The following is a 20,503-nucleotide window of genomic DNA, read 5'->3' as shown; positions in this document are numbered from 1 at the left end:
GTTTCCCGAGCGGCCGGTTTGGCGACGGCAGGTCAAAGAGGCCTCGTTGACGCATGCCGCGCCTGGTTCGGATTACGGGCATCCGCGGCCCTTAGATGAAAATCACATATTCTTCATCGGCACGTCGGGATCGACATGTCCCCCATCGGCAGTGATCTTCAGCCGTGAGAGGTAGTGCTCCCATCCCCTTCGGTGGCTGTCACGCTCCTTTGCGTTCGGCAGTCCGCTGTGCGTGAAGCGGATCAGTGTCCCCGCATCCCTCGCGATCAGGTCGATCTCGACATGGCTGGAGCCGGGCGGCACGGTCTCGTTGTCTTCCCAGCCAAAACTGTAGGCAAGACGGTGGACCGGGATCACCTCGGTGAACTCACCGCGGGCCATATGGCGACCACCGACATTGACGAGGAACAGACCGCCCGGCGATGCATCCAAATTCGCTTCGGTCCCGATCCATCGCACGATCTGGTCCGGATCCGTCAAAAGCGCGAACACGGTCGCTTGTGGCGCGGCGACCTCAATCTCTGTGTAAACCGATTCCGCCATCGCTCACTCCAGGTCACATCCGCATCGAATACCGTGCATGATTGAAGCGAATGTGGGGAGTTGCAAGAAGATGTTCGAGGCGTAAGCATAAGCCTGTGCCGAGTGACCTTCTGCCGATGCTTCTCGCAAACTCGCTTTCATTCCTTCTGGACGACGCCGCGCATATTGGCGACGGTGGGCGACTTCTATTGCAGCTCTCAACGCATTTGATGGAAGACGGCCTGCCGATCATCGCCGGCGCGCTGGCGCAGGATGCTCCCGACCCGATCATTTCACGCCGCATCTGGCTCTGGCGAGCGCCTGGGAATGAAGTGGTCGAGGCTTTGGGCATAGGCGCCGACCGCCAGAGTGCCGATCCCCGGCTCGTGCTGCGGGAGTGGCTTGGCACGACGCGGGCGATGGTGTTCGACGAGCGAGCGGGCGGTGTCGCACCGACTTTGGTGTGGGCGTTCGATCATACTCCGGATGAGGCGCAGTCAGAGCTGCTGCGGCAAATCTCCCGGTTTGCTGCGGCTCCGATGACCGCACTCGCAGAACGGTCCGCGAAACGCGCATTGCTCGAAGCATATTTGGGAAAGCGCAGTGCAGCACATGTGCTCAACGGTCATTCTCGTCGAGTAAAGGGAGAGACGATACGGGCTGCGCTTCTGTGCGCGGACCTTCGAGGTTTCACCGATCTATCCGAGGTTCATGATGCAGACGAGATCGTATTGGTACTTGATGCCTGGTTCGATTGCGTCGCGGGCGCGGTGCACGCATTTGGTGGTGAGGTTCTCAAGTTTATAGGTGATGGCGTCCTCGCGATTTTCCCGATTGGCGAGCGCGATGCAAATGCCGCATGTGACGCTGCGGTACGCGCCGTGAAGGCCACGCGCGCCGGGATAGATCATCTCAACCAAACTCGGCGCCGCAATGGCGGCCCTGAGCTCGGATATGGCATTGGCCTGCATGTCGGCGAGATACTCTGGGGGAACATCGGCACTGCCGGCAGGTTGGACTTCACCGCGATCGGCAAGGCTGTAAATCTTGTCAGCCGCATCGAAGGGCTGTGCAAGCCGTTGGGACGGACGGTGCTCGCGTCGACAGTGTTCGAGGCAGAAACTACCGAGCCGATGATCGCCATGGGCAGTCATCCGCTCGGAGGAATAGCAGGCGCGCAAACACTTTTCGGCTTGCCGGAATAGATCGAATGGTTGAGCCCGCCGTGGATGTGTCGTTCGCAGCATATCTTGGTATCGTGCGAAGCCATGACTGAGAGAAATTCGAACGGCAAAGAAGCTACGATACTGCAACTGGAGTATGGCGCGTTTAGAGCCCAGCCATGCCGTCGGCATGCTTGCCGATCGCGTCGCCGGGGCCGTGGATAGTGCGCTGAGTCAAATCAGCCGGACAGCTTCAAACGGACGGAAGCCCGAATCCTCGCCAATCAGGCATCGGACATGCGGCGGGCAGCGTCACGGAACGGATAGTCGACACGGACGACGCCATCTTGTTTCCTGAGGACCCAATACTCACATATGTCGCCCCCGTTTCGGGGCCGGGATACTTGAGCTATATTTCAGGGAAGGAGAACAACATGGGTGGCGTTAAGGTGGCAATGAGGCGCTTCCCCGCTGCCGCTATCGCTGGCCCCGAGCCGTGCCATCGGATGAAAGCTGCATCCTTGCCGGTAATGTCCTTCACCGATTTCAACAGGGTTCATGGACCGCTCGAAGCGCCCGATAATGGTCGCAGGTAGGCGATAGCAGCGGCCGGACAATGCTCTTGTGAAGCTGAGGCCGTAGCGTTGGTTTCCCGCTAAACAACGCTACCAGACATTTAAGTACGACCGCGTAGGATCGATGGTCTTGCGAATTTTTGGATTCGGCAACGCGACAGCTACTCCCAGAGGGATATTCCCTCTTGCGTTAAGGCTCGTTGCACAGCCGCTCGCTCCTCCAACCGACGTGCATGAGAGGTCCAAGCGGGGTAGGTATTTCGCATGTCTACGGCCATGCGATTTCCCCACCTGTAGAATACGAGCAAATACGGATCAACTATTGAATAGGACTCTCCTACGGCCCAATCTCGATCCGTCAACTTGGATTCTATAAGCGCAAACGCGGAAGCCAAGTGCTCCTTTCCTTTATGAACCAAGGGCTCGTACATCGATTGATCCGGTAAGAAAAAGTCGGCGCGCCAGATCATTCGGACGGCGACCGCGTGAACCGCACTCGATAGCCAGTTAAACCATTCGATGGAACGGATGATGTTTTCTGCATTCGCTCCCAGGAGCCGCGCGTCTGGATTCGTCAGGCCCAGGTGAAATAAGATTGCCGGCGCTTCAGTGAGAGTGAAATTGTCGGCAATGAGAACAGGGATTCGCCCTTTCGGGTTTAAGCGGTGAAATTCGTCGGTCTTGGCTTCGGGATGACCTGGCGACATCAACGCCAGCGAATAGGGCCTTCCAATCTCCTCCATGACGATGTGAGGTGCAAAAGAGCAAGAGCCTGGCGCAGCATGAAGTGTGTAATGCATCAATTCCTCCGAAAACCGCATCTTACCTGTTTCAATCTGTACTAAGTTGCCAACGACGTCTTGCTGTTGTTTAGCGTACTTCCAACGCTACGGCCTCAAGCTCTTCCGCAGCCGCCATGAAGCGGTCGATCTCGGCCTGTGCAAGTTGCTTGGATGGTTTGGTTCTGGCCATTTTGCGATCTCCGTTAAGTGGATCGCCGCACCGGCGCAAATGAGGACCATATTCCTAATTCGACCGCAAGAGTTATTCTGCCAGATGGTCCTGATCGATCTTGGCAATTACCCCCTCAAGAGCCTGGACTGCGCGCCTCGATATCTCAACATGAGCAGCCGTGGTATCGACTTTTCCCTTGCCTGGCTGAACAGTCCAAATGCCCGTTTTCCCTGCTTCGGCATTGGTGATGAACCGGCGCTCCTCTTCGAGCTGCTGGCTAAGTTCTTCGCGGAAAGCCTTCCACTGGTCTTTCGTTGCGGCCATCGGGTCTCCTTCCTCGCTGCCTTTCGGCTGAAAGTGACGCAGCTCTGCCGGGCGCGCAAGCGCCCCTCAACGGTTTGCCGCCTCCCCGCGAAGGGAGTTAGACCAAGTGTGAGGACGACTCCGTTCTTGTTAGGTAACGATCGACGAAGCTGGGCTCTGCGTCGCCATACACAAATTTCTTCGCTGTGGAGATGGTGGAGATGTTCGTGGCGTCTACCACGCGCCTATCGGGCATCTTAGCGATGTTTTCTGCGATTGACCGCGCGTTTGTTGCGAAAAAGGCGTGACCAGGGGAGATGGGGAGATTTATGAGACATTTCGGACGGTAGAGGTCTCCAATGCGTTCAAGTGGGTCGTCGCCGAGCATGAGAGGCCGACTTGAATTGCTGACGTCGCGTACTGTCCACCAGAAGGAAAGCAGGCGCTCAATTGGCCGGCTCTCGCCGATCATCTTGGACAAGGTTTCCATGCCAGAATTGGCCAATGCACTAGGTGCGTGATTCTGAGCCCATTCGAGTAGGTTTCGTTCGGGTGCGGACCCTTTTGCAGCGTCGAAGTCTGCATCGGGTTCCGAAAGTATTTTTTGCTGCATCTCTTCAATGCGCTTTGATATCGACGCGACAACATGAGGGACACGCAGCAGCGCCGCGTTCAGATAGATCGCCCACCAGTATCGTTCTTCAATGGAGAGCGATTTTGCCCCTCGAACGACCATCTTCTCGAGGATGGGTGCTGCTTTGTCGTCTACGAAACCGAAAACCCGTTCTTCCACAAGGTGGACCTTGTCCGCGGGGACGTGCTCCAAAGCGTAAAGACCTGGGACGTATCCGGTGGCAGCAGGAGCTACCCCCTTTCTAGTCAGTTTTCCATTGTGCTTGATTCTGCCCCATTGTGTCACATAGCCAGCAGTGTCGGCCCACCGCCGGAGGTGAAACTGCGGCACATAGTGATGGTCCCCATCCTTGCTCAACGGTTTTGCTCAACTGCTTGCCAAGCGGCGCGGCTCACGGCGCTCTAGGCACCTCAAAAATGGATCCTACGAATGGCTTATTTGACCGTTATTTGACGGTTTTACCTGCCGGCCCGCTAAGTAGTTGAAACGATTGGTACGCCCAAGGGGAATCGAACCCCTGTTCCCGCCGTGAGAGGGCGGTGTCCTGACCGCTAGACGATGGGCGCGTTCAAGAACCGGCGATATAGGCTGACGGCTGGGAAAAAGCAACTAGGCTTAAGGCTGCCTGTCGCGCCGGTGAAATATCCGCTGCAAGCCTAGCGTTTTGGCTCGATCAGGTCCCAGAGATTGCCGTAGAGATCAGCGAAAACCGCCACAGTGCCATAGGTCTCGTGCCGGGGCGCCTCACGGAATTCGACGCCCTTTTCGAGCATCAGCGCATGGTCACGGGCAAAATCGTCGGTTTCGAGGAACAAAAAAACCCGCCCGCCGGCCTGGTTGCCGACGGCGTGCCTTTGCGCATCGCCGGATGCCTCGGCGAGAAGCAGCCGCGCGCCCTGCCCGTTGCCCGGCGTGATCGTGACCCAGCGTTTGCCGCCGCCGAGATCGACATCTTCGGTGAGGACAAAACCCAGCCGGTCGACATACCAGGAGATCGCCTCGTCATAATTTGCGACGACGAGCGCGACCGTGGCAATGCTGCGGTGTTCGGCAAAACCGGTCATTTGTTCCTGATCGAAAAGCGGCCGACGATGCGGCGCTCAGTGGTGTCGTAGACGAAAATGGCGCGGCTGCCGTCGGCCAACTCGGCGTCGATCGACAGGCGATTGCCCGAGAGCGATTGGCTGACCACCCTGGCGCCGACCGGCAGCACGATGTCGCCACTGACCGGCTCGCCTGCCGACACCTGGATGTCGCTCGTCAACGGCGGGGCGGCAGGCGGTGCATTGCGCGCTTTGTAGACAAGCGCCGCGATCACCACCATAAGGGCGAGGAACAGCAGGCCGAGATTGATGGCGACGAAGCGGACGAGCTTCCTCCGCACCTTTTCGACCTCGGGGTCGAGCGGCTTTTCCTCGTCTTCGTCGGCAAGCGGCTGGGCCATGGCAGCAGATTCCGGAACTGTTTTCGATGAGCGCTCATAACGAAGAGGTCAGACAATTAATAGGGGCCAGACAGATCGTGCTGGAGGCCGGCGCCGATGCGGCCGGCCAACGGCTCGACCAATGGCTGGCGGCCAGGCTCGGCCCCGACATGTCGCGCAGCCGGGTGCAGATGCTGATAAAGCAGGGCGCGGTCAGGATCGGCGGCAGGCCAGCCAGCGAGACGAAGCGCAAGATGGCACAAGGTGACAGCGTGTCGGTCGACATGCCGGAGCCGGAACCGGCGGAGCCGCAAGGCGAAGATATTGCGCTGGATGTCCTCTACGAGGACAGCGAGCTGATCGTCATCAACAAGCCGGCCGGGTTGGTCGTGCATCCCGGCGCCGGCAACTGGACCGGCACGCTGGTCAACGCGCTGATCCATCATTGCGGCAACAGCCTGTCGGGCATCGGCGGGGTGAGACGGCCGGGCATCGTCCATCGCCTCGACAAGGAGACCAGTGGCGTCATGGTCGTCGCCAAGACCGATCGCGCCCACAAGGCGTTGTCGGAGGCCTTTGCCGACCACGGCCTGACCGGCGATCTCGAGCGCGCCTATCTGGCGTTGGTCTGGGGCATACCGGCAAGGCCGACGGGGATGGTCGACGCGCCGCTCGGCCGCGCCGCCGACCGGGTACGCCGCGCCGTGGTGCCGCAAGGCCGCGACGATGCCCGCCACGCCATAACGCATTTCACCGTCATTGAGCGCTTTGGCGAGCAGCAGCAGGAATTCGCCACGGCGAGCCTGGTCGAATGCCGGCTGGAAACCGGTCGCACCCACCAGATACGCGTCCACATGGCCCATATCGGCCATCCGGTGATTGGCGACCCCGAATACGGCCAGGCTTTCCGCACCAAGGCCAACCGGTTGCCTGCGCCGCTAACCAGCAAAGTGAAAGCATTTCCGCGACAAGCGTTGCACGCCCGCCTCCTTGCATTTCGGCATCCGGATACCCATTTAACGATGAGGTTCGAAGCACCGATACCGTGGGACATGGAGAACCTCGTCGACGGCTTCCGCAAGCTTTGAACCAACCACCTGAAAACCTGACCGGCGTTGTTCACTTCAGCGTGACACACTGTTTCGTGTTGAACAAATGCCTGTCTTTCTGGTTTTGTTCCTATATATGTCGGTTGGCGCGAATGTGCCTTTGGCATTCGCGCCACATGCCTGCCGCGTTTCGGGGGCATCACTCCAATAGAGAGGGGGCGCTATAATGGCCCAGTCACTACCCAGTATCGTTTCCGGCGAAGGCGGCCTCAGCCGCTACCTGGAAGAAATCCGCCGTTTTCCGATGCTTCAGCCGCAGGAAGAGTACATGCTCGCCAAGCGCTACGCCGAGCATGAGGACACCACGGCTGCGCACAAGCTCGTCACCAGCCACCTTCGGCTCGTCGCCAAGATCGCCATGGGCTATCGCGGCTACGGCCTGCCGATCGGCGAGGTGATCTCGGAAGGCAATGTCGGCCTGATGCAGGCCGTCAAGAAATTCGAACCGGAGCGCGGCTTCCGTCTCGCCACCTATGCGATGTGGTGGATCAAGGCCTCGATCCAGGAATACATCCTGCGCTCGTGGAGCCTGGTTAAGATGGGCACCACCGCCAACCAGAAGCGCCTGTTCTTCAACCTGCGCAAGGTGAAGGGCAAGATCCAGGCGCTCGACGAAGGCGATTTGAAGCCCGACCAGATCACCGAGATCGCCACCCGGCTGAACGTCTCGGAAGCGGAAGTCGTGTCGATGAACCGTCGTCTGTCGGGCGACGCCTCGCTCAATGCGCCCATCCGGGCAAGCGAAGGCGAATCCGGCGAATGGCAGGACTGGCTGGTCGACGACCACGAAAGCCAGGAAGAGATGCTGATCGAGCAGGACGAGCTGGAAAACCGGCGCGGCATGCTGTCGGGCGCTCTTGCCGTGCTCAACGACCGCGAACGCCGCATCTTCGAGGCGCGCCGCCTCGCCGATGAGCCGTTGACGCTGGAAGAGCTGTCGGCCGAGTTCGATATCAGCCGCGAGCGCGTGCGCCAGATCGAGGTGCGCGCATTCGAGAAGGTGCAGGACGCGGTCAAGGCCGCGGCCAAGCGCCAGATGCAGGCGCTTCGCACCATCGAGGCGCAGCCGGCGGCGTAAAGCCTCCCGATAGAAACAAATAACGGCGGCGCCACGTAACTGGCGCCGCCTGTATTTTAGAGGGTTGCCAGTTCCGCGGCGCCTTCGCGGATGTCCGATCCACTGCCACAAACTGCTCAGTAGCCTCGCCATCGTGTCCGCAGACGATCTCATCGATAGCGGCATTACCGCAATTTTCCCCAAGCCCTGGAAACCGCAACGCTGCAAGCTGTGGCGGCAATGTTCCGGCGCCGACACGGGCTTCCGTTGCAAAATTCCACAAGGCGGCGCTTGCGGCAGGCGGGCGACAACGGGCCGCCGGGCCGCGCCGGGCAGTTGAACTCGTCTGTTCGGAAACGAAAGGCGATATGACGATGACGATTTCTCCGTTTCTGACCGCTCTCGGATCCGAAGGTCCCCCAGCCGACCGAGCGAAAGACATGGACCTGTATGGATGGCTAATTGGAAGCTGGGAAATGGACACGGTCCACTACCTCGATGACGGGACAATCCAGAAATGGGATGGCGAATGCCATTTTGGCTGGGTGCTCGAAGGCCGCGCGATTCAGGACGTTTGGATCAGGCCCAAGCGCCCTGCGCCGTCGACGATGTATGGCACAACCTTGCGCATCTTCGATCCTGGGATCGATGGCTGGCATATCATATGGAACGACCCGCTCAACCGGGATCACTCGCGCCAGATCGGCCGGGCCGAGGGTAAGGACATTGTCCAGCTCGGCAATGACTCGCGCGGTCTGAAAACTCGATGGCGTTTCACTGAGATCACTGCCAACAGCTTCCATTGGATTGGCGAGGAAAGATCTTCCGAGAGCGATCCTTGGCAAATCACGTATGAACATTTAGCCCGCCGAACAAAACCCTGACGCTGGACTAAACACTTAGCTGGCGTCTGCGCCGCTCCTCATCCGGCTGCCGCCACCTTCTCCCGTATGGCGACCTATCGGATTCACACATCGCAAAAATCGAATCAGGATCAATAACTTAATCAATAACTTAGATGACCATCTCGGAACGATGAGCGGGCGCCGAGTTTGAAATGGCATTTGTAGTGCCAGCGACCCATCTCCTCAGAGGCAATCGAGCGGAAATTTCAGATAGCGCCGCCCGTTGGATTCCGGTTCCGGCAGGCGTCCGCCATTCATATTGACCTGCAGCGCGTGCAGGATCAGCCGCGGCATCGGCAACGTCCTGTCGCGGGCTTGGCGGAGCGCGACGAAGTCGGCTTCCGTCTTGCAGCCGGCAACATGGATGTTGCCGCCTTTCTGTTCCGCGACCGTGCTTTCCCAGCGCGCTTCGCGGTCACCCGGCTGGTAGTCGTGACCGACGAACAGACGTGTCTCGTCCGGCAGTGCCAGGATGTCCTCGATCGAACGCCAGAGCCGCTCGGCGCTGCCGCCGGGAAAGTCTGCCCTTGCGGTGCCGCTGTCCGGCATGAACAGCGTGTCGTGGATGAAGGCGGCGTCGCCGATGACGTAAGTAATCGAGGCCAGGGTGTGGCCCGGCGAAAACAGCACTCTTGCCGGAAGGCAGCCGACCGAAAAAGTCGCGCCGTCGGCGAACAGCCTGTCCCATTGCGAACCGTCGGCGGGGAATTCCGGCCAGTTGTAGATCACCTTCCACAATTTCTGGACGTCGATGATCCTCTCGCCGATTGCCGTCGGCGCTCCGGTTCTCCCCCTCAGATAATGGACGGCGGACAAATGGTCGGCATGCGGATGCGTGTCGAGGATCCACTCGACCTCCAGCCCGCTTTCCCTGACGAAGTCGAGCAGGGCGTCGGCGTTTTTCGTTGCCGTTGCACCGGACCTTTCGTCGAAGTCGAGCACCGGATCGATGATGGCGCATTTGCGGGTCGCCATGTCGGCGACCACATACTGGACGGACCCGCTCGGCTTGTCATAGAAGCCGGTGACCTGCGACCTAGCCGATAATGCGTCCAATCCCAGCCCCCTTGATCTCTCACCGTGGCAGGAATGATTTTCTCAGCCACGGCAAATGAAAGGCATGGTTGTCCGTCAACCAGGCGTCGTCAAGCACCCCGTGCTCACACGGCTAGGAAAACCAAAAATTTCTCCGTGCCGCCTCTGCCTGCTCAGGCGGAAGGCTGCTTGGTTTTCCTGAGATATGGCAGGATTGTCTCGTAGGCGCCGAAGCGCTTGATGGCATCCTCATTCGAGACAGCAGCGGTGATGATGACGTCCTCGCCCTGCTTCCAGTTCGCCGGCGTCGCCACCTGGTGCTTGGCGGTCAGTTGCATGGAATCGATGGCGCGCAGGATTTCGTCGAAGTTGCGGCCCGTCGTCATCGGATAGGTGAGGACCAGCTTGATCTTCTTGTCGGGCCCGATGACGTAGACCGAACGCACCGTGGCATTGTCGGCGGGCGTGCGGCCCTCGGAGCTCTCGCCGGCACCCGCCGGCAGCATCTCGTAAAGCTTGGCGACCTTGAGATCCTTGTCGCCGATCAGCGGGTAGTTCACCGAATGGCCGGTCGCCGTCTTGATGTCGTTCTGCCACTTTCCATGGCTTTCGACGGGATCGACCGAGATGCCGATGATCTTAACGTTGCGCTTCCTGAACTCGCCTTCGAGCCCGGCCATCGTGCCGAGTTCGGTTGTGCAAACCGGCGTAAAGTTCTTCGGATGGCTGAACAATACCGCCCAGCCGTCGCCGATCCATTCATGGAAGCTGATCGGTCCTTGCGTGGTCTCAGCGGTGAAGTCCGGCGCGATATCGTTGATGCGGAGGCTCATGACATGTCCCTACCTTGTGAGTGCAGATCGCAGCCGGCGTTGACCGGCGCTGCTTTTGCCTTTCTACCACTCCGGCGTCATCCTTCAAACGGCTGTTGCGCCGGCATCGAGGCCGGCGGCGAAATATTTTCATTGCTTCTCGGCAAATGCAGCAGGAATTTTCGCTGCGCTGGCTCAGGCCTTGCTCACTGCTAACGTCGTCGCCAGGTCTTCCATGCGCTGGGCCAACGCGCCGAGCGCCCCGGTCAGCACGGAATCGTTCTTGTCGGCCTTGGTCAGTGCGTCGTCGCGCGTCTTGCGCAGCGTCAGCACTTCGCTTTCCATGCCCTTGACCCGCTTTTGCAGTTCTGAAAGCTCGTCCATGACCATGATGCCGGCCATCACGGTCAGCCTCTGGTCGCCGATCTCGCCAAAAGAATCCTTCAAATGCGAGACATAGCGGTCGAAGCGCTCGGCAAGATCGATCAGATGCTCTTCCTGGCCCTCGTCGCAGGCCATCCGATACTGCTTGCCGTCGATGGAAACCGTGACTTGTGCCATTGGCCTACCTGTCCAGTACCGCGCGGATGGTCTCCATGGCTGTCACCAGCCTTCGCGACACTTCCTTGTTGGCATCTTCCAGCCGTTCGGCGCGGGCCTCGGAATTGTCGAGTTCCTGCGCCAGCCGCGAGCGGTCGGCGTTCATCCGCTGCACTTCGGCCTCGGCTTCCGAATAGTCCCGCTCGTGCTCGAGCTTGGCCGCGACGGCGTTTTCCAGCCCTTCGATGGCCTTACCCAGCCTGGCAATGACTTCCTTGAGGGTCGTTTCCCCGGTCATGGCTTTCGTCCTGCGCCCTGCCCATCACCGAATCATCCACGTTCAGAACGCGTTATCCCTGAAACATTACGCGCCGTGTGAACCGCACGTCAATAAAGCGATCGCGACTGTCCCCTGCTAACGCTAATGTAAGTGGTGCATGGCCATCACAAGACCGGCAAAAGCACACCGATTTGTTGACTAAAAGGCCGCGCCTGCTATGTGTCGCGCACCCTTTTCAAGGGCTTTCCCAAAGCCCAAACCCCCATTTTGGAGGAAGCATGACCTCGCGCGAACAACATGACCGGATGGCCAATGCGATCCGTTTTCTCGCCATGGACGCCGTCGAGAAGGCAAACTCCGGCCACCCCGGGCTGCCCATGGGCTGTGCCGACATCGCCACCGTGCTGTTCACCCGCTTTCTCAAATACGATCCGAAGAACCCGCATTGGCCGGATCGCGACCGCTTTATCCTGTCGGCCGGCCACGGCTCGATGCTGCTTTACTCGCTGCTCTATCTGACCGGCTACGAAGACATCACCATCGACCAGATCAAGCAGTTCCGCCAATTGGGGTCGAGGACCGCGGGGCACCCGGAATACGGCCATGCCGCCGGCATCGAGACGACGACGGGCCCACTCGGCCAGGGCCTTGCCAATTCGGTCGGTTTCGCGCTCGGCGAGCGCATCATGAATGCCGCTTTCGGCAACGATCTCGTCGACCACTACACCTATGTGCTGGCCGGTGACGGCTGCCTGATGGAAGGCGTGTCCCAGGAAGCCATCGCGCTTGCCGGACATCTGAAGCTGAACAAGCTGATCGTCTTCTGGGACAACAACAACATCTCCATCGACGGCCCGGTGTCGCTGGCCGACAACACCGATCAGGTCGCCCGCTTCCAGGCGTCCGGCTGGAACGCCAGCCATATCGACGGCCAGGACCCGGAAGCGATCACCTATGCCATTGAAGCGGCCCGCCACTCCGACAAGCCGACGATGATTGCCTGCAAGACGACGATCGGCTTCGGCGCGCCGACCAAGGCCGGCACCAACAAGGCGCATGGCTCGCCGCTCGGCGCCGAGGAAATCGCCGGCGCCAGAAAATTCTTCGGCTGGGATTATCCGCCGTTCGAGGTTCCGGCCGATATCCTCGACGCATGGCGTACCGCCGGCCGGGCCGGCGTCAAGGCGCGCACCGACTGGGAAAGCCGCCTTGCCAAGGCCGACGCCAAATTGCGCGGCGAATTCGAACGCCGCATCGGTGGCACGCTGCCGGCCAACTTCGATGCTGTCATTGGCGATTACAAGAAGAAGCTCGCCGCCGACAAGCCGAAGGTCGCCACCCGCAAATCGTCGGAAATGGCGCTGGAGGTCATCAACGGCGCCGTGCCCGAAACCATCGGTGGCTCGGCCGATTTGACCGGCTCCAACAACACCAAGACCAGCCAGACCAAGAACATCACTGCCGACGATTACGGCCAGCGCTATGTCCACTACGGCATTCGCGAGCACGGCATGGCGGCCGCGCTCAACGGGCTGACGCTGCATGGCGGCATTATCGCCTATGGCGGCACCTTCATGTGCTTTTCCGATTATGCCCGTCCGGCGATGCGGCTTGCCTCGTTGATGGGCATCCGCTCGATCTTCGTCATGACCCATGATTCCATCGGCCTTGGCGAAGACGGCCCGACCCATCAGCCGGTCGAGCATCTGGCAGCACTTCGCGCCATCCCGAACCACAATGTCTTCCGCCCGGCCGACGCGGTGGAAACCGCGGAATGCTGGCAGCTGGCCATTGAATCGGAAAAGACGCCTTCGACTTTGGCGCTGACCCGGCAGAACCTGCCGACGGTACGCAACGACTTCGTTGCGGAAAACCTCTCCAGCCGCGGCGCCTATGAACTTGCCGCCGCAAGTGGCGAGGCGGCGGTGACGATCTTCGCTTCGGGCTCCGAGGTCGAGATCGCGCTGGCCGCGCGCGAGGCGCTGGAAAAGCACGGCCATGCTACCCGCGTCGTCTCGGTGCCGTGCTTCGAATTGTTCGACAAGCAGAGCGCCGACTATCGCAGCAGGATGATCGGCAATGCGCCGCTCAAGATTGCCATCGAAGCCGGCATCCGTCAGGGCTGGGATTATTTCATCGGCACCGAAGGCATCTTTATCGGTATGACCGGCTTCGGCGCCTCCGGCACGATCGAACAGCTCTATCCGCATTTCGGCATCACCGCCGAAGCAACGGTGAAGGCGGCGGAAGCCCGTCTGCACGGCAAATGAAATTAAGCCCCGATCCGCAAAGGCTGGCATAGCGGTTTTGCCGGCCGGCGGAGCACTAATCGATTTAAATCCGAGCCTCGGCGGCTGGATTCTTTGCCCGTCCGCCGTTATGAAGCTGCGGACTTGATCTTCGGCCCCCAACTCCCAGGGAGAGAACAATGACCGTCAGAGTTGCCATCAATGGATTCGGCCGCATCGGCCGCAACATCCTGCGCGCCATCCACGAATCCGGCCGCAAGGATATCGACGTCGTCGCCGTCAACGATCTCGGCCCGGTCGAGACCAACGCGCATCTGCTGCGCTTCGACAGCGTGCATGGCCGCTTTCCGCATGAGGTGACGGTTGACGGCGATCAGATCATCGTCGGCAAGGAAAAATTCAAGGTCACCGCGATCAAGGATCCGACGCAACTGCCGTGGAAGGAACTCGGCATCGACATCGCGCTCGAATGCACCGGCATCTTCACCGCCCGCGACAAGGCCGCCGCCCATCTGACCGCCGGTGCCAAGCGCGTTCTCGTCTCCGCTCCGGCGGAGGGGGCCGACCTCACCGTCGTCTATGGCATCAATCACGACAAGCTGACCAAGGACCACATCGTCATCTCGAACGCCTCCTGCACCACCAACTGCTTGGCGCCGCTGGCGGCCGTGCTGAATGAGGCCGTCGGCATCGAGAAGGGCATGATGACGACGATCCACTCCTATACTGGCGACCAGCCGACGCTGGACACCATGCACAAGGACCTCTACCGCGCCCGCGCCGCCGCGCTTTCGCAGATTCCGACCTCGACCGGTGCCGCCAAGGCCATCGGCCTGGTACTGCCCGAGCTCAAGGGCAAGCTCGACGGCATCTCCATCCGCGTGCCGACCCCGAACGTCTCGCTGGTCGATTTCAAGTTCATCGCCAAGCGGTCGACCACCGTCCAGGAAATCAACGACGCGGTAATCGCGGCTTCGAACGGCAAGCTGAAGGACATCCTTGCCGTCACTCGTCATCCCAATGTTTCTATCGACTTCAACCACGATCCGCACTCCTCGATCGTGGCGCTCGACCAGACCAAGGTCATGGACGGCAATTTCGTTTCGGTGCTGGCCTGGTACGACAATGAGTGGGGCTTCTCCAACCGCATGGGCGACACCGCTGTCGCCTTCGGCAAGACCATCGCCTGATCGCAGAACCATCTTCTCGACTTGGACAACGCCCGGCTCAGTCCGGGCGTTTTTCGTTGCAGCACGCCCCCCCGAGGCAGCCTCCGCTGCTCGGAGGTGCCAAAACATTCGACTATCGGCAGCGTAGGGCGAAAAGCCGCGCTGCTGCCTTGCAGCGGCCATGTCTTCGCCCCACTCTCCCGTGATGCCGGAGCATATCGACTAGGGGCGACCAACGAATGGAGCATGGTATCTATCTGGTGACGCTCGTTGGCGCAGCACTTGTCGTTGCCGCCGCGTTTTCGAGCCTGATCGCCTTCCGTTTCGGCGCCCCTCTCCTGCTGCTGTTTCTCTGCATCGGCCTTGCCACCGGAACCGACGGTCTCGGAATCCATTTCGACAATGCCCGATTTGCCTATTTTGCCGGCTCATTGGCGCTGGCGGTGATCCTTTTCGATTCCGGCTTCGGCACGCCGCTCAATGCCTTGCGGCAGGCGGCCGGGCCGGCGCTGTCGCTGGCGACCTTCGGCGTCCTTTTGACCACTGGCCTGTTCGGGGCCGCCGCCTATTATTTGCTCGACCTGACATGGCTGGAATCCTTCCTGCTCGGTGCCGCCGTCGCCTCGACCGACGCCGCGGCGGTGTTCTTCCTGCTGCGCGCCGGCGAGATCAATTTGCGCGAGCGCGTGCGTTCGACGCTCGAGGTGGAATCCGGCACCAATGACCCGATCGCCATCTTCCTGACCATCACGCTGGTCGAGGTCATCGCCGCCAACACCCACCCCGAGGCCAAGGTGCTGGTTACCGATCTTGCCGTCGGTTTCCTTGTCAACATGGGGCTCGGTGCGGTCATCGGTATTCTCGGCGGCATGGCCATCGTGCGCCTTGTCGATCGCCTCAATCTAGATCACGGCCTGCTGCCGATCTTCGTGCTGACGCTGTCGCTGATGGTGTTTGCCGCCGCCGGCGCCGTCGGCGGCTCCGGCTTCCTGGCGGTCTATCTCGCGGGCCTGATCGCCGGCAATTCCGATATCCGGGCTGTCACCATCCTCAAGCGCTTTCAGGACGGGATGTCGTGGTTGGCGCAGATCATCATGTTCCTGATCCTCGGCCTGTTCGCGACGCCTTCGCAATTTCCGGCGATCCTGGTGCCGGCGGTGCTGCTCGGACTGTTCCTGATATTTGTCGCACGGCCAGTCGCCGTCTGGCTATGCCTGGTGCCGTTCCGTCTGCCACGCCCGGAAGTCGCCTTTGTCTCATGGGTTGGCCTGCGTGGCGCCGTGTCGATCCTGCTTGCTATCACGCCGCTGCTCGGCGGTCTTGAGAACGGCCGCCTCATCTTCAACACCGCCTTCATCATCGTGCTGGTCTCTCTGGTCATCCAGGGATGGACCGTCGGGCCGCTGGCGCGCCGCCTCGGCCTTATCGTGCCGGCCCGCCTGGGACCGCTCGACAAGGTCGAATTGGAACTGCCGGGCTCCGCCCATCATGAGCTTCTTGCCTACCGCGTGGCACCCGGCAGCCCGGTGGCGCGCGGCGAACGCATTCCGCGCTGGGCGCGGCCGTCGCTTGTGCTGCGAGACGGACGCTCGATGCGCTTCCAGGATATGGGCCGGCTGGCGGCCGGCGATCATGTCTACATCTTCGTGCCGGACCGCTATCCGCGCCTGCTCGACAAGCTGTTCGCCAGCCGTGCCGTGGTCGATCCCGAGGATGCGGATTTCTTCGGCGCCTTTGCCGTCGATCCGTCACGCTCCGCCGAGGAACTGGAGACCGCCTACGCGCCGGGCCTGACCGAAGCGGAACGCAAGCTCACCATTGGCGATCTGGTCACGGCGCGGCTCGGCGGCCACGCCGAATATGCCGACCGCGTGCTGCTCGGTCCGATCGAGCTGATCGTCCGCGACGTCGACGACAAGGGCAGGATCACCGGCCTTGGCCTATCCTTCGAGCCGACCGCGCCGGTGGCACGCGTTCCGGTGTTCCTCAGCGCCGGCGAAATCCGCGACCGTATCGCCGCCTTTATCCGCAACCGGCGCAAGCCGGCCGAAGCGCGAGCGGTCGAGGCGGTGGCCGAAATGGAACCGGTTCCGCAGCCCGTGGTGGAAAAGACAACTGGCGAAGGCTGACCGCGTCGACCCGAGCCGCGGAGCCCTGCCGCGAGGCTGAAGAATGGTTCGGCAACTGGAGTGGCGAGTCCATGTGGTCCGACATTGCCGGAAATCATCCCGATCGGCCGGCTGCGAGGGCATCTGGCCGAACAGTCGCCAATCCTCCGTGGCTGTACGGTGCGCCATAGGGGGCAGCTTAATTGTTGCGGGCCGCAACGAACTGCGCCGCTTGTTTCAGAAGCGCGGCTTGTTCGCCATAGGGCTCGAGCAGCGCATGAGCTTGGTCGACGAGGCCATGGAGCTGGTCCCGCGCCCAGTCCGGTCCGTGCAGCGCGACCAGCGTCGCCTTGCCGGCCGCGGCATCCTTGCCGGTTGCCTTGCCCATCTGATGCGCGTCGGCGGTCAGGTCGAGCAGATCGTCGGCAAGCTGAAAGGCAAGCCCGATCGCCGAGCCGAACTCGGCCAGCCTTTCGCGGTCGCCCGACGGCGCGCCGGCAACGATGGCGCCCGCTTCGCAGGCAAAGCGGATCAGCGCACCGGTTTTCATCGCCTGAAGCCGGATGATGCCAGCCTCGTCCGGCCGGCTTTGTTCGGCCTCGAGATCGAGCATCTGGCCGCCGACCATGCTGCCGGCCCCTGCGGCGCGGGCCAATGCCAGCACCAGCGCTGCCCTGCGCTCGGCCGGCAGCATTGTCGCCTCGTCGGCAAGGATGTCGAAGGCAAGCGTCAACAAGGCGTCGCCGGCAAGAATGGCTGTCGCTTCATCGAAAGCCCTGTGCACGGTCGGCTGGCCACGGCGCATATCGTCATCGTCCATGGCCGGCAGATCGTCATGGATGAGCGAATAGCAGTGCACGCATTCGAGCGCTGCCGCGACGCGCAGCGCCGGCTCGACGTCGGCTGAAAACAGTGCAGAACTTTCCATGACCAGGAAGGGGCGCAGTCGTTTGCCGCCGTTCAGAACGCCATGTCGCATCGCGGCCATCAGGCGTTCCGGCCGCGCGATCTCGCCTGAAAGCGTGCGTCCGTCGAGCAACCGCCTCAGCAGCGCCTCGAGCGGAACTGCCCGGGCAATAAGTGCAGCCTCGAACGCCATTTGGTCGTCTTTCGTCATGGTCGGGAGCGGTAGCCGACACTCAGACGTTGCGCAAGAAGCCAAGCGCCATTATGCCGGGGGCAGGGAGTAGCGCGGATTGGGTGGCTTGGCGGAACCGATCGTCGATCACGAAACCGAAGGGTTGGACATGGCGAGACCGAGACGCGGCAGCCGCATCGGTCTTCAACGCTGGGTCCGGCGCGGCATCGCTGTCGCCATCGTGCTGGCGCTGATGCCGGTGGTTCTGACCTTTCTGTACCTGCCGTCATTCGTGCACCCGGTTTCGACATTGATGCTGAAGGACCTCGCGACGTTTTCCGGCTACGATCGGCGCTGGGTTTCTATCGATGATGTGGCGCCGGTGCTGGCATATTCGGTCATCATGTCGGAGGACGGGCAGTTCTGTTTCCATCGCGGCGTAGATCTAGGTGAGTTGCGCGGCGTCGTCGACGATGCGCTCGCCGGCGAGATGACGCGTGGCGCCTCGACCATCACCATGCAGACGGTAAAGAACCTTTATCTATGGTCGCGGCCGTTGGGCTCGGTCCGTAAGGTCGTCGAACTGCCGCTGGCCGTCTATTTCGATGCGGTGCTGTCGAAACGGCGGATCATGGAGATCTACCTCAACATCGCCGAATGGGGACCGGGCATCTACGGCATCGAGGCCGCCGCCCAACATCATTTCGGCGTCTCGGCAAAACAGCTGTCGCGCCGACAGGCAGCGCTGCTTGCCGTCACCTTGCCGAACCCGATCGTGCGCAATCCGGCGAAGCCCGGGCCGGGACTGAGGCGGCTTGCCGCGTTGATCGAACGGCGCGCGGGCCGCGCCGGCGCCTATGTCGGCTGCCTGCGATAGTGTCAAAAAAAAACACCGCGACGCTGGCCAAAACGCCATCGGGCGTGTATAGGCAGCCGACTTTCTCAGATTCCGGCCCCTGACGTGGCCCTTTCACGAGGGCCGCCGGGGCGTTTTGACCATGTAGTGGAGCATATCCATGGCCGTTCCGAAACGAAAAACCTCTCCGTCGAAGCGCGGCATGCGCCGTTCCGCCGACGCACTGAAGGCCCCGACCTATGTCGAGGACAAGAACTCCGGCGAGATGCGCCGTCCGCACCATATCGACCTGAAGACCGGCATGTATCGCGGTCGCCAGGTGCTGGAGCCGAAGGAAAGCTGAGACAGCTTTCGACGGTTTATTATTGCAAAAGACCGGCCACTGGCCGGTCTTTTTGCGTTCGTCGACAACTGATCGTGTCGACCGGGGCTGACATTGTTGTTTCACGCCGTCTTTGTCCGTGTTTATGGGCCGCACGAAAATTCTTGACGGCGAACGCCGGGCGCACTCTACAAAGATCAGTCCAACCGGAGCCGCCACATGTTCGGTGCCATTCCGCTGCTGATCGTGCCTTTCATTCTCTACAATCTCGGGCTTCTGGGAATATTCGGCAGCGGCGACGACCCGTGGGCGACCGAAATGTTTTCGGTCCGGATGATGTCGGGCGGGGTGTTCTCGATGACCCTCGGCGATCTCATCGTGCTGATCGCATTGATCTTCTTGTTCGTCGAAGTGGTGAAGTCGACGCGAACGACAAATGCCTCGATCATGGACCACCTTTTGTCGACCTTCGTCTTTGTGGCCTATCTGGTCGAATTCCTGCTGGTGAAGGGCGCCGCCCATTCCGTTTTCTTCACACTGATGGTCATAGCACTGATCGACGTGCTGGCCGGCTTTTCGGTGTCGATGCGGTCGGCCAGCCGCGACATCAACATGAATTAAGGATTCCGGCTCAGCCCGGGTCGGCGGTGAAGCCAGCCGCCTCGATGCCAGCGATGGCTGCCGTTTCATCATTGTCCGACGTATCGCCGGAAATGCCGACGGCGCCGATGATCGTGCCAGCCTTATCGCGGATCAGCACGCCGCCGACGACCGGCAGGACGCGTCCGCCCGACACGTCGGAGACGCCGGCTATCAGATGCGGGCGCTCCTTGGCGAAAGCCTCCACCCGGCGCGAGCCCATGCCGATAGCGAGCGCGCCATAGGCCTTGCCGGCCGACATTTGCGGACGCAGGAACGAGGCGCCGTCCTGACGCTGGAACGAGACCAGATGGGCGCCGGCATCGAGCACCGAGACGCCAAGCGGCCTGAGCTCGAGCTCGGCACCCTTGGCAAAGGCGGCGGCGATGATCTCAAGGGCTTTGTCGAGCGTCAGTGCGGTCATGGCCGCCTCCTAAACGCGCCAGTTATCAACCGGCAGAACAGATCGCGGTGAAAACTGTTCCGCGTACGAAACGAAGCAATGCGATCCAAGGAGCGCCGGCTTATTTCTTCTTGGCGCGGGACTTCTTCACCGGCGCCGGAGGCGCATTGGCCAGGTCTTCCGCTTCCTTGGCGAGGCGCAGCGCCCGCAGCTTGTTGGTTTTGGCCTGGCGAGCGTCGCTCTCGGCGACATATTCCGCCATGGCCTTCTGGCGCACCGTGGCTGCCTCTTCCTGTTTCTTGAAACGCAAATCGGCCCGCGCACGGGCAGTGTCCTTAGAGTTCTCGACCAAGAGCGTTATCCAATC

At 61.1% G+C, this 20,503-nt stretch carries 23 protein-coding genes and 1 tRNA gene; 10 read left to right on the top strand and 14 right to left on the bottom strand.

The genetic code is table 11. The features are described from left to right. Positions 1-102 precede the first annotated feature (102 nt). Positions 103-543: an SRPBCC family protein gene (locus NKH29_RS04960; RefSeq protein ID WP_023678521.1), complete on the bottom strand. Its 441-nt coding sequence runs from the start codon at positions 541-543 to the stop codon at positions 103-105. A gap of 116 nt (positions 544-659) precedes the next feature. Here NKH29_RS04960 and NKH29_RS04955 point away from each other — a divergent pair, with 116 nt between their 5' ends. Then, the gene (locus NKH29_RS04955) at positions 660-1,727 is read left to right on the top strand and encodes an adenylate/guanylate cyclase domain-containing protein (RefSeq protein WP_352999139.1); all 1,068 of its coding nucleotides are present in this window, start codon (positions 660-662) and stop codon (positions 1,725-1,727) included. Between the two features lie 694 nt (positions 1,728-2,421). On the opposite strand, the gene NKH29_RS04950 is transcribed toward NKH29_RS04955, so the two are convergent. From NKH29_RS04950 to NKH29_RS04925, 6 genes are all read right to left on the bottom strand, one after another. Beyond that, entirely contained in the window at positions 2,422-3,060 is a 639-nt protein-coding gene (locus tag NKH29_RS04950; RefSeq protein WP_352588326.1) for a glutathione S-transferase family protein, read from the bottom strand. Between the two features lie 244 nt (positions 3,061-3,304). Then, complete coding sequence (locus tag NKH29_RS04945; RefSeq protein WP_352494188.1) at positions 3,305-3,538, bottom strand: hypothetical protein; 234 nt, start codon at positions 3,536-3,538, stop codon at positions 3,305-3,307. A 97-nt stretch (positions 3,539-3,635) separates the two neighbouring features. Continuing rightward, positions 3,636-4,481, bottom strand: coding sequence for a DUF4238 domain-containing protein (locus tag NKH29_RS04940; RefSeq protein ID WP_352588427.1), 846 nt, complete (start codon positions 4,479-4,481; stop codon positions 3,636-3,638). A 161-nt stretch (positions 4,482-4,642) separates the two neighbouring features. After that, positions 4,643-4,717: transfer RNA gene (locus NKH29_RS04935), tRNA-Glu, on the bottom strand. Positions 4,718-4,807: 90 nt separating this feature from the next. After that, positions 4,808-5,215, bottom strand: coding sequence for a VOC family protein (locus NKH29_RS04930; protein ID WP_352999138.1), 408 nt, complete (start codon positions 5,213-5,215; stop codon positions 4,808-4,810). Then, positions 5,212-5,595, bottom strand: coding sequence for a fimbrial protein (locus tag NKH29_RS04925; RefSeq protein WP_352494185.1), 384 nt, complete (start codon positions 5,593-5,595; stop codon positions 5,212-5,214). Before NKH29_RS04925 ends, NKH29_RS04930 begins: the two co-directional genes overlap by 4 nt. Before the next feature lie 26 nt (positions 5,596-5,621). On the opposite strand from NKH29_RS04925, the gene NKH29_RS04920 reads away from it, so the two are divergent. From NKH29_RS04920 to NKH29_RS04910, 3 genes are all read left to right on the top strand, one after another. After that, the gene (locus NKH29_RS04920) at positions 5,622-6,662 is read left to right on the top strand and encodes an RluA family pseudouridine synthase (RefSeq protein WP_023720953.1); all 1,041 of its coding nucleotides are present in this window, start codon (positions 5,622-5,624) and stop codon (positions 6,660-6,662) included. Positions 6,663-6,849: 187 nt separating this feature from the next. Beyond that, complete coding sequence (gene rpoH / locus NKH29_RS04915) at positions 6,850-7,761, top strand: RNA polymerase sigma factor RpoH (protein WP_023720954.1); 912 nt, start codon at positions 6,850-6,852, stop codon at positions 7,759-7,761. A 347-nt stretch (positions 7,762-8,108) separates the two neighbouring features. Next, positions 8,109-8,624, top strand: coding sequence for a hypothetical protein (locus tag NKH29_RS04910; protein ID WP_352480872.1), 516 nt, complete (start codon positions 8,109-8,111; stop codon positions 8,622-8,624). 204 nt (positions 8,625-8,828) lie between these two features. Here NKH29_RS04910 and NKH29_RS04905 read toward each other — a convergent pair whose 3' ends face one another. The 4 genes from NKH29_RS04905 to NKH29_RS04890 all read right to left on the bottom strand — a co-directional run bounded on the left by NKH29_RS04905 (position 8,829) and on the right by NKH29_RS04890 (position 11,330). Beyond that, the gene (locus NKH29_RS04905) at positions 8,829-9,701 is read right to left on the bottom strand and encodes an MBL fold metallo-hydrolase (RefSeq protein WP_352999136.1); all 873 of its coding nucleotides are present in this window, start codon (positions 9,699-9,701) and stop codon (positions 8,829-8,831) included. A 152-nt stretch (positions 9,702-9,853) separates the two neighbouring features. Beyond that, on the bottom strand, positions 9,854-10,513 hold the full coding sequence (locus tag NKH29_RS04900) for a peroxiredoxin (RefSeq protein WP_023720958.1): 660 nt from the start codon (positions 10,511-10,513) through the stop codon (positions 9,854-9,856). A gap of 174 nt (positions 10,514-10,687) precedes the next feature. Continuing rightward, complete coding sequence (locus NKH29_RS04895; protein WP_292655609.1) at positions 10,688-11,053, bottom strand: cell division protein ZapA; 366 nt, start codon at positions 11,051-11,053, stop codon at positions 10,688-10,690. A 4-nt stretch (positions 11,054-11,057) separates the two neighbouring features. Continuing rightward, positions 11,058-11,330, bottom strand: coding sequence for a DUF4164 domain-containing protein (locus tag NKH29_RS04890; protein ID WP_006200774.1), 273 nt, complete (start codon positions 11,328-11,330; stop codon positions 11,058-11,060). A 260-nt stretch (positions 11,331-11,590) separates the two neighbouring features. On the opposite strand from NKH29_RS04890, the gene tkt reads away from it, so the two are divergent. The 3 genes from tkt to NKH29_RS04875 all read left to right on the top strand — a co-directional run bounded on the left by tkt (position 11,591) and on the right by NKH29_RS04875 (position 16,859). Further along, complete coding sequence (gene tkt / locus NKH29_RS04885; RefSeq protein WP_352999134.1) at positions 11,591-13,582, top strand: transketolase; 1,992 nt, start codon at positions 11,591-11,593, stop codon at positions 13,580-13,582. Between the two features lie 158 nt (positions 13,583-13,740). Beyond that, the gene (gap, locus tag NKH29_RS04880) at positions 13,741-14,751 is read left to right on the top strand and encodes a type I glyceraldehyde-3-phosphate dehydrogenase (protein WP_023720961.1); all 1,011 of its coding nucleotides are present in this window, start codon (positions 13,741-13,743) and stop codon (positions 14,749-14,751) included. Between the two features lie 218 nt (positions 14,752-14,969). Next, entirely contained in the window at positions 14,970-16,859 is a 1,890-nt protein-coding gene (locus NKH29_RS04875) for a potassium/proton antiporter (RefSeq protein WP_023720962.1), read from the top strand. 178 nt (positions 16,860-17,037) lie between these two features. Here NKH29_RS04875 and NKH29_RS04870 read toward each other — a convergent pair whose 3' ends face one another. Next, on the bottom strand, positions 17,038-17,955 hold the full coding sequence (locus NKH29_RS04870; RefSeq protein WP_352494184.1) for a polyprenyl synthetase family protein: 918 nt from the start codon (positions 17,953-17,955) through the stop codon (positions 17,038-17,040). Positions 17,956-18,034: 79 nt separating this feature from the next. Between NKH29_RS04870 and NKH29_RS04865 the strand changes: the two genes are divergently transcribed. From NKH29_RS04865 to NKH29_RS04855, 3 genes are all read left to right on the top strand, one after another. Continuing rightward, complete coding sequence (locus tag NKH29_RS04865; RefSeq protein WP_031194544.1) at positions 18,035-18,793, top strand: transglycosylase domain-containing protein; 759 nt, start codon at positions 18,035-18,037, stop codon at positions 18,791-18,793. Positions 18,794-18,932: 139 nt separating this feature from the next. Further along, a complete protein-coding gene (gene rpmF / locus NKH29_RS04860) occupies positions 18,933-19,115 on the top strand; it encodes a 50S ribosomal protein L32 (RefSeq protein ID WP_006203806.1) in 183 nt (60 codons plus the stop codon). A 198-nt stretch (positions 19,116-19,313) separates the two neighbouring features. After that, entirely contained in the window at positions 19,314-19,715 is a 402-nt protein-coding gene (locus tag NKH29_RS04855) for a hypothetical protein (RefSeq protein ID WP_023720966.1), read from the top strand. Between the two features lie 10 nt (positions 19,716-19,725). Here NKH29_RS04855 and NKH29_RS04850 read toward each other — a convergent pair whose 3' ends face one another. Together NKH29_RS04850 and NKH29_RS04845 are read right to left on the bottom strand one after the other, a co-directional pair. Then, positions 19,726-20,157, bottom strand: coding sequence for a GlcG/HbpS family heme-binding protein (locus NKH29_RS04850; protein ID WP_352999132.1), 432 nt, complete (start codon positions 20,155-20,157; stop codon positions 19,726-19,728). 100 nt (positions 20,158-20,257) lie between these two features. Further along, positions 20,258-20,488: a hypothetical protein gene (locus NKH29_RS04845; protein WP_023720968.1), complete on the bottom strand. Its 231-nt coding sequence runs from the start codon at positions 20,486-20,488 to the stop codon at positions 20,258-20,260. Positions 20,489-20,503 lie beyond the last annotated feature (15 nt).

Origin of the sequence: Mesorhizobium sp. M1295 (assembly GCF_040318135.1) — a bacterium.
GTDB lineage: Bacteria > Pseudomonadota > Alphaproteobacteria > Rhizobiales > Rhizobiaceae > Mesorhizobium.
Note: the sequence above shows the minus strand (reverse complement) of the source record. Positions and strands in the feature narration are given on the sequence as shown.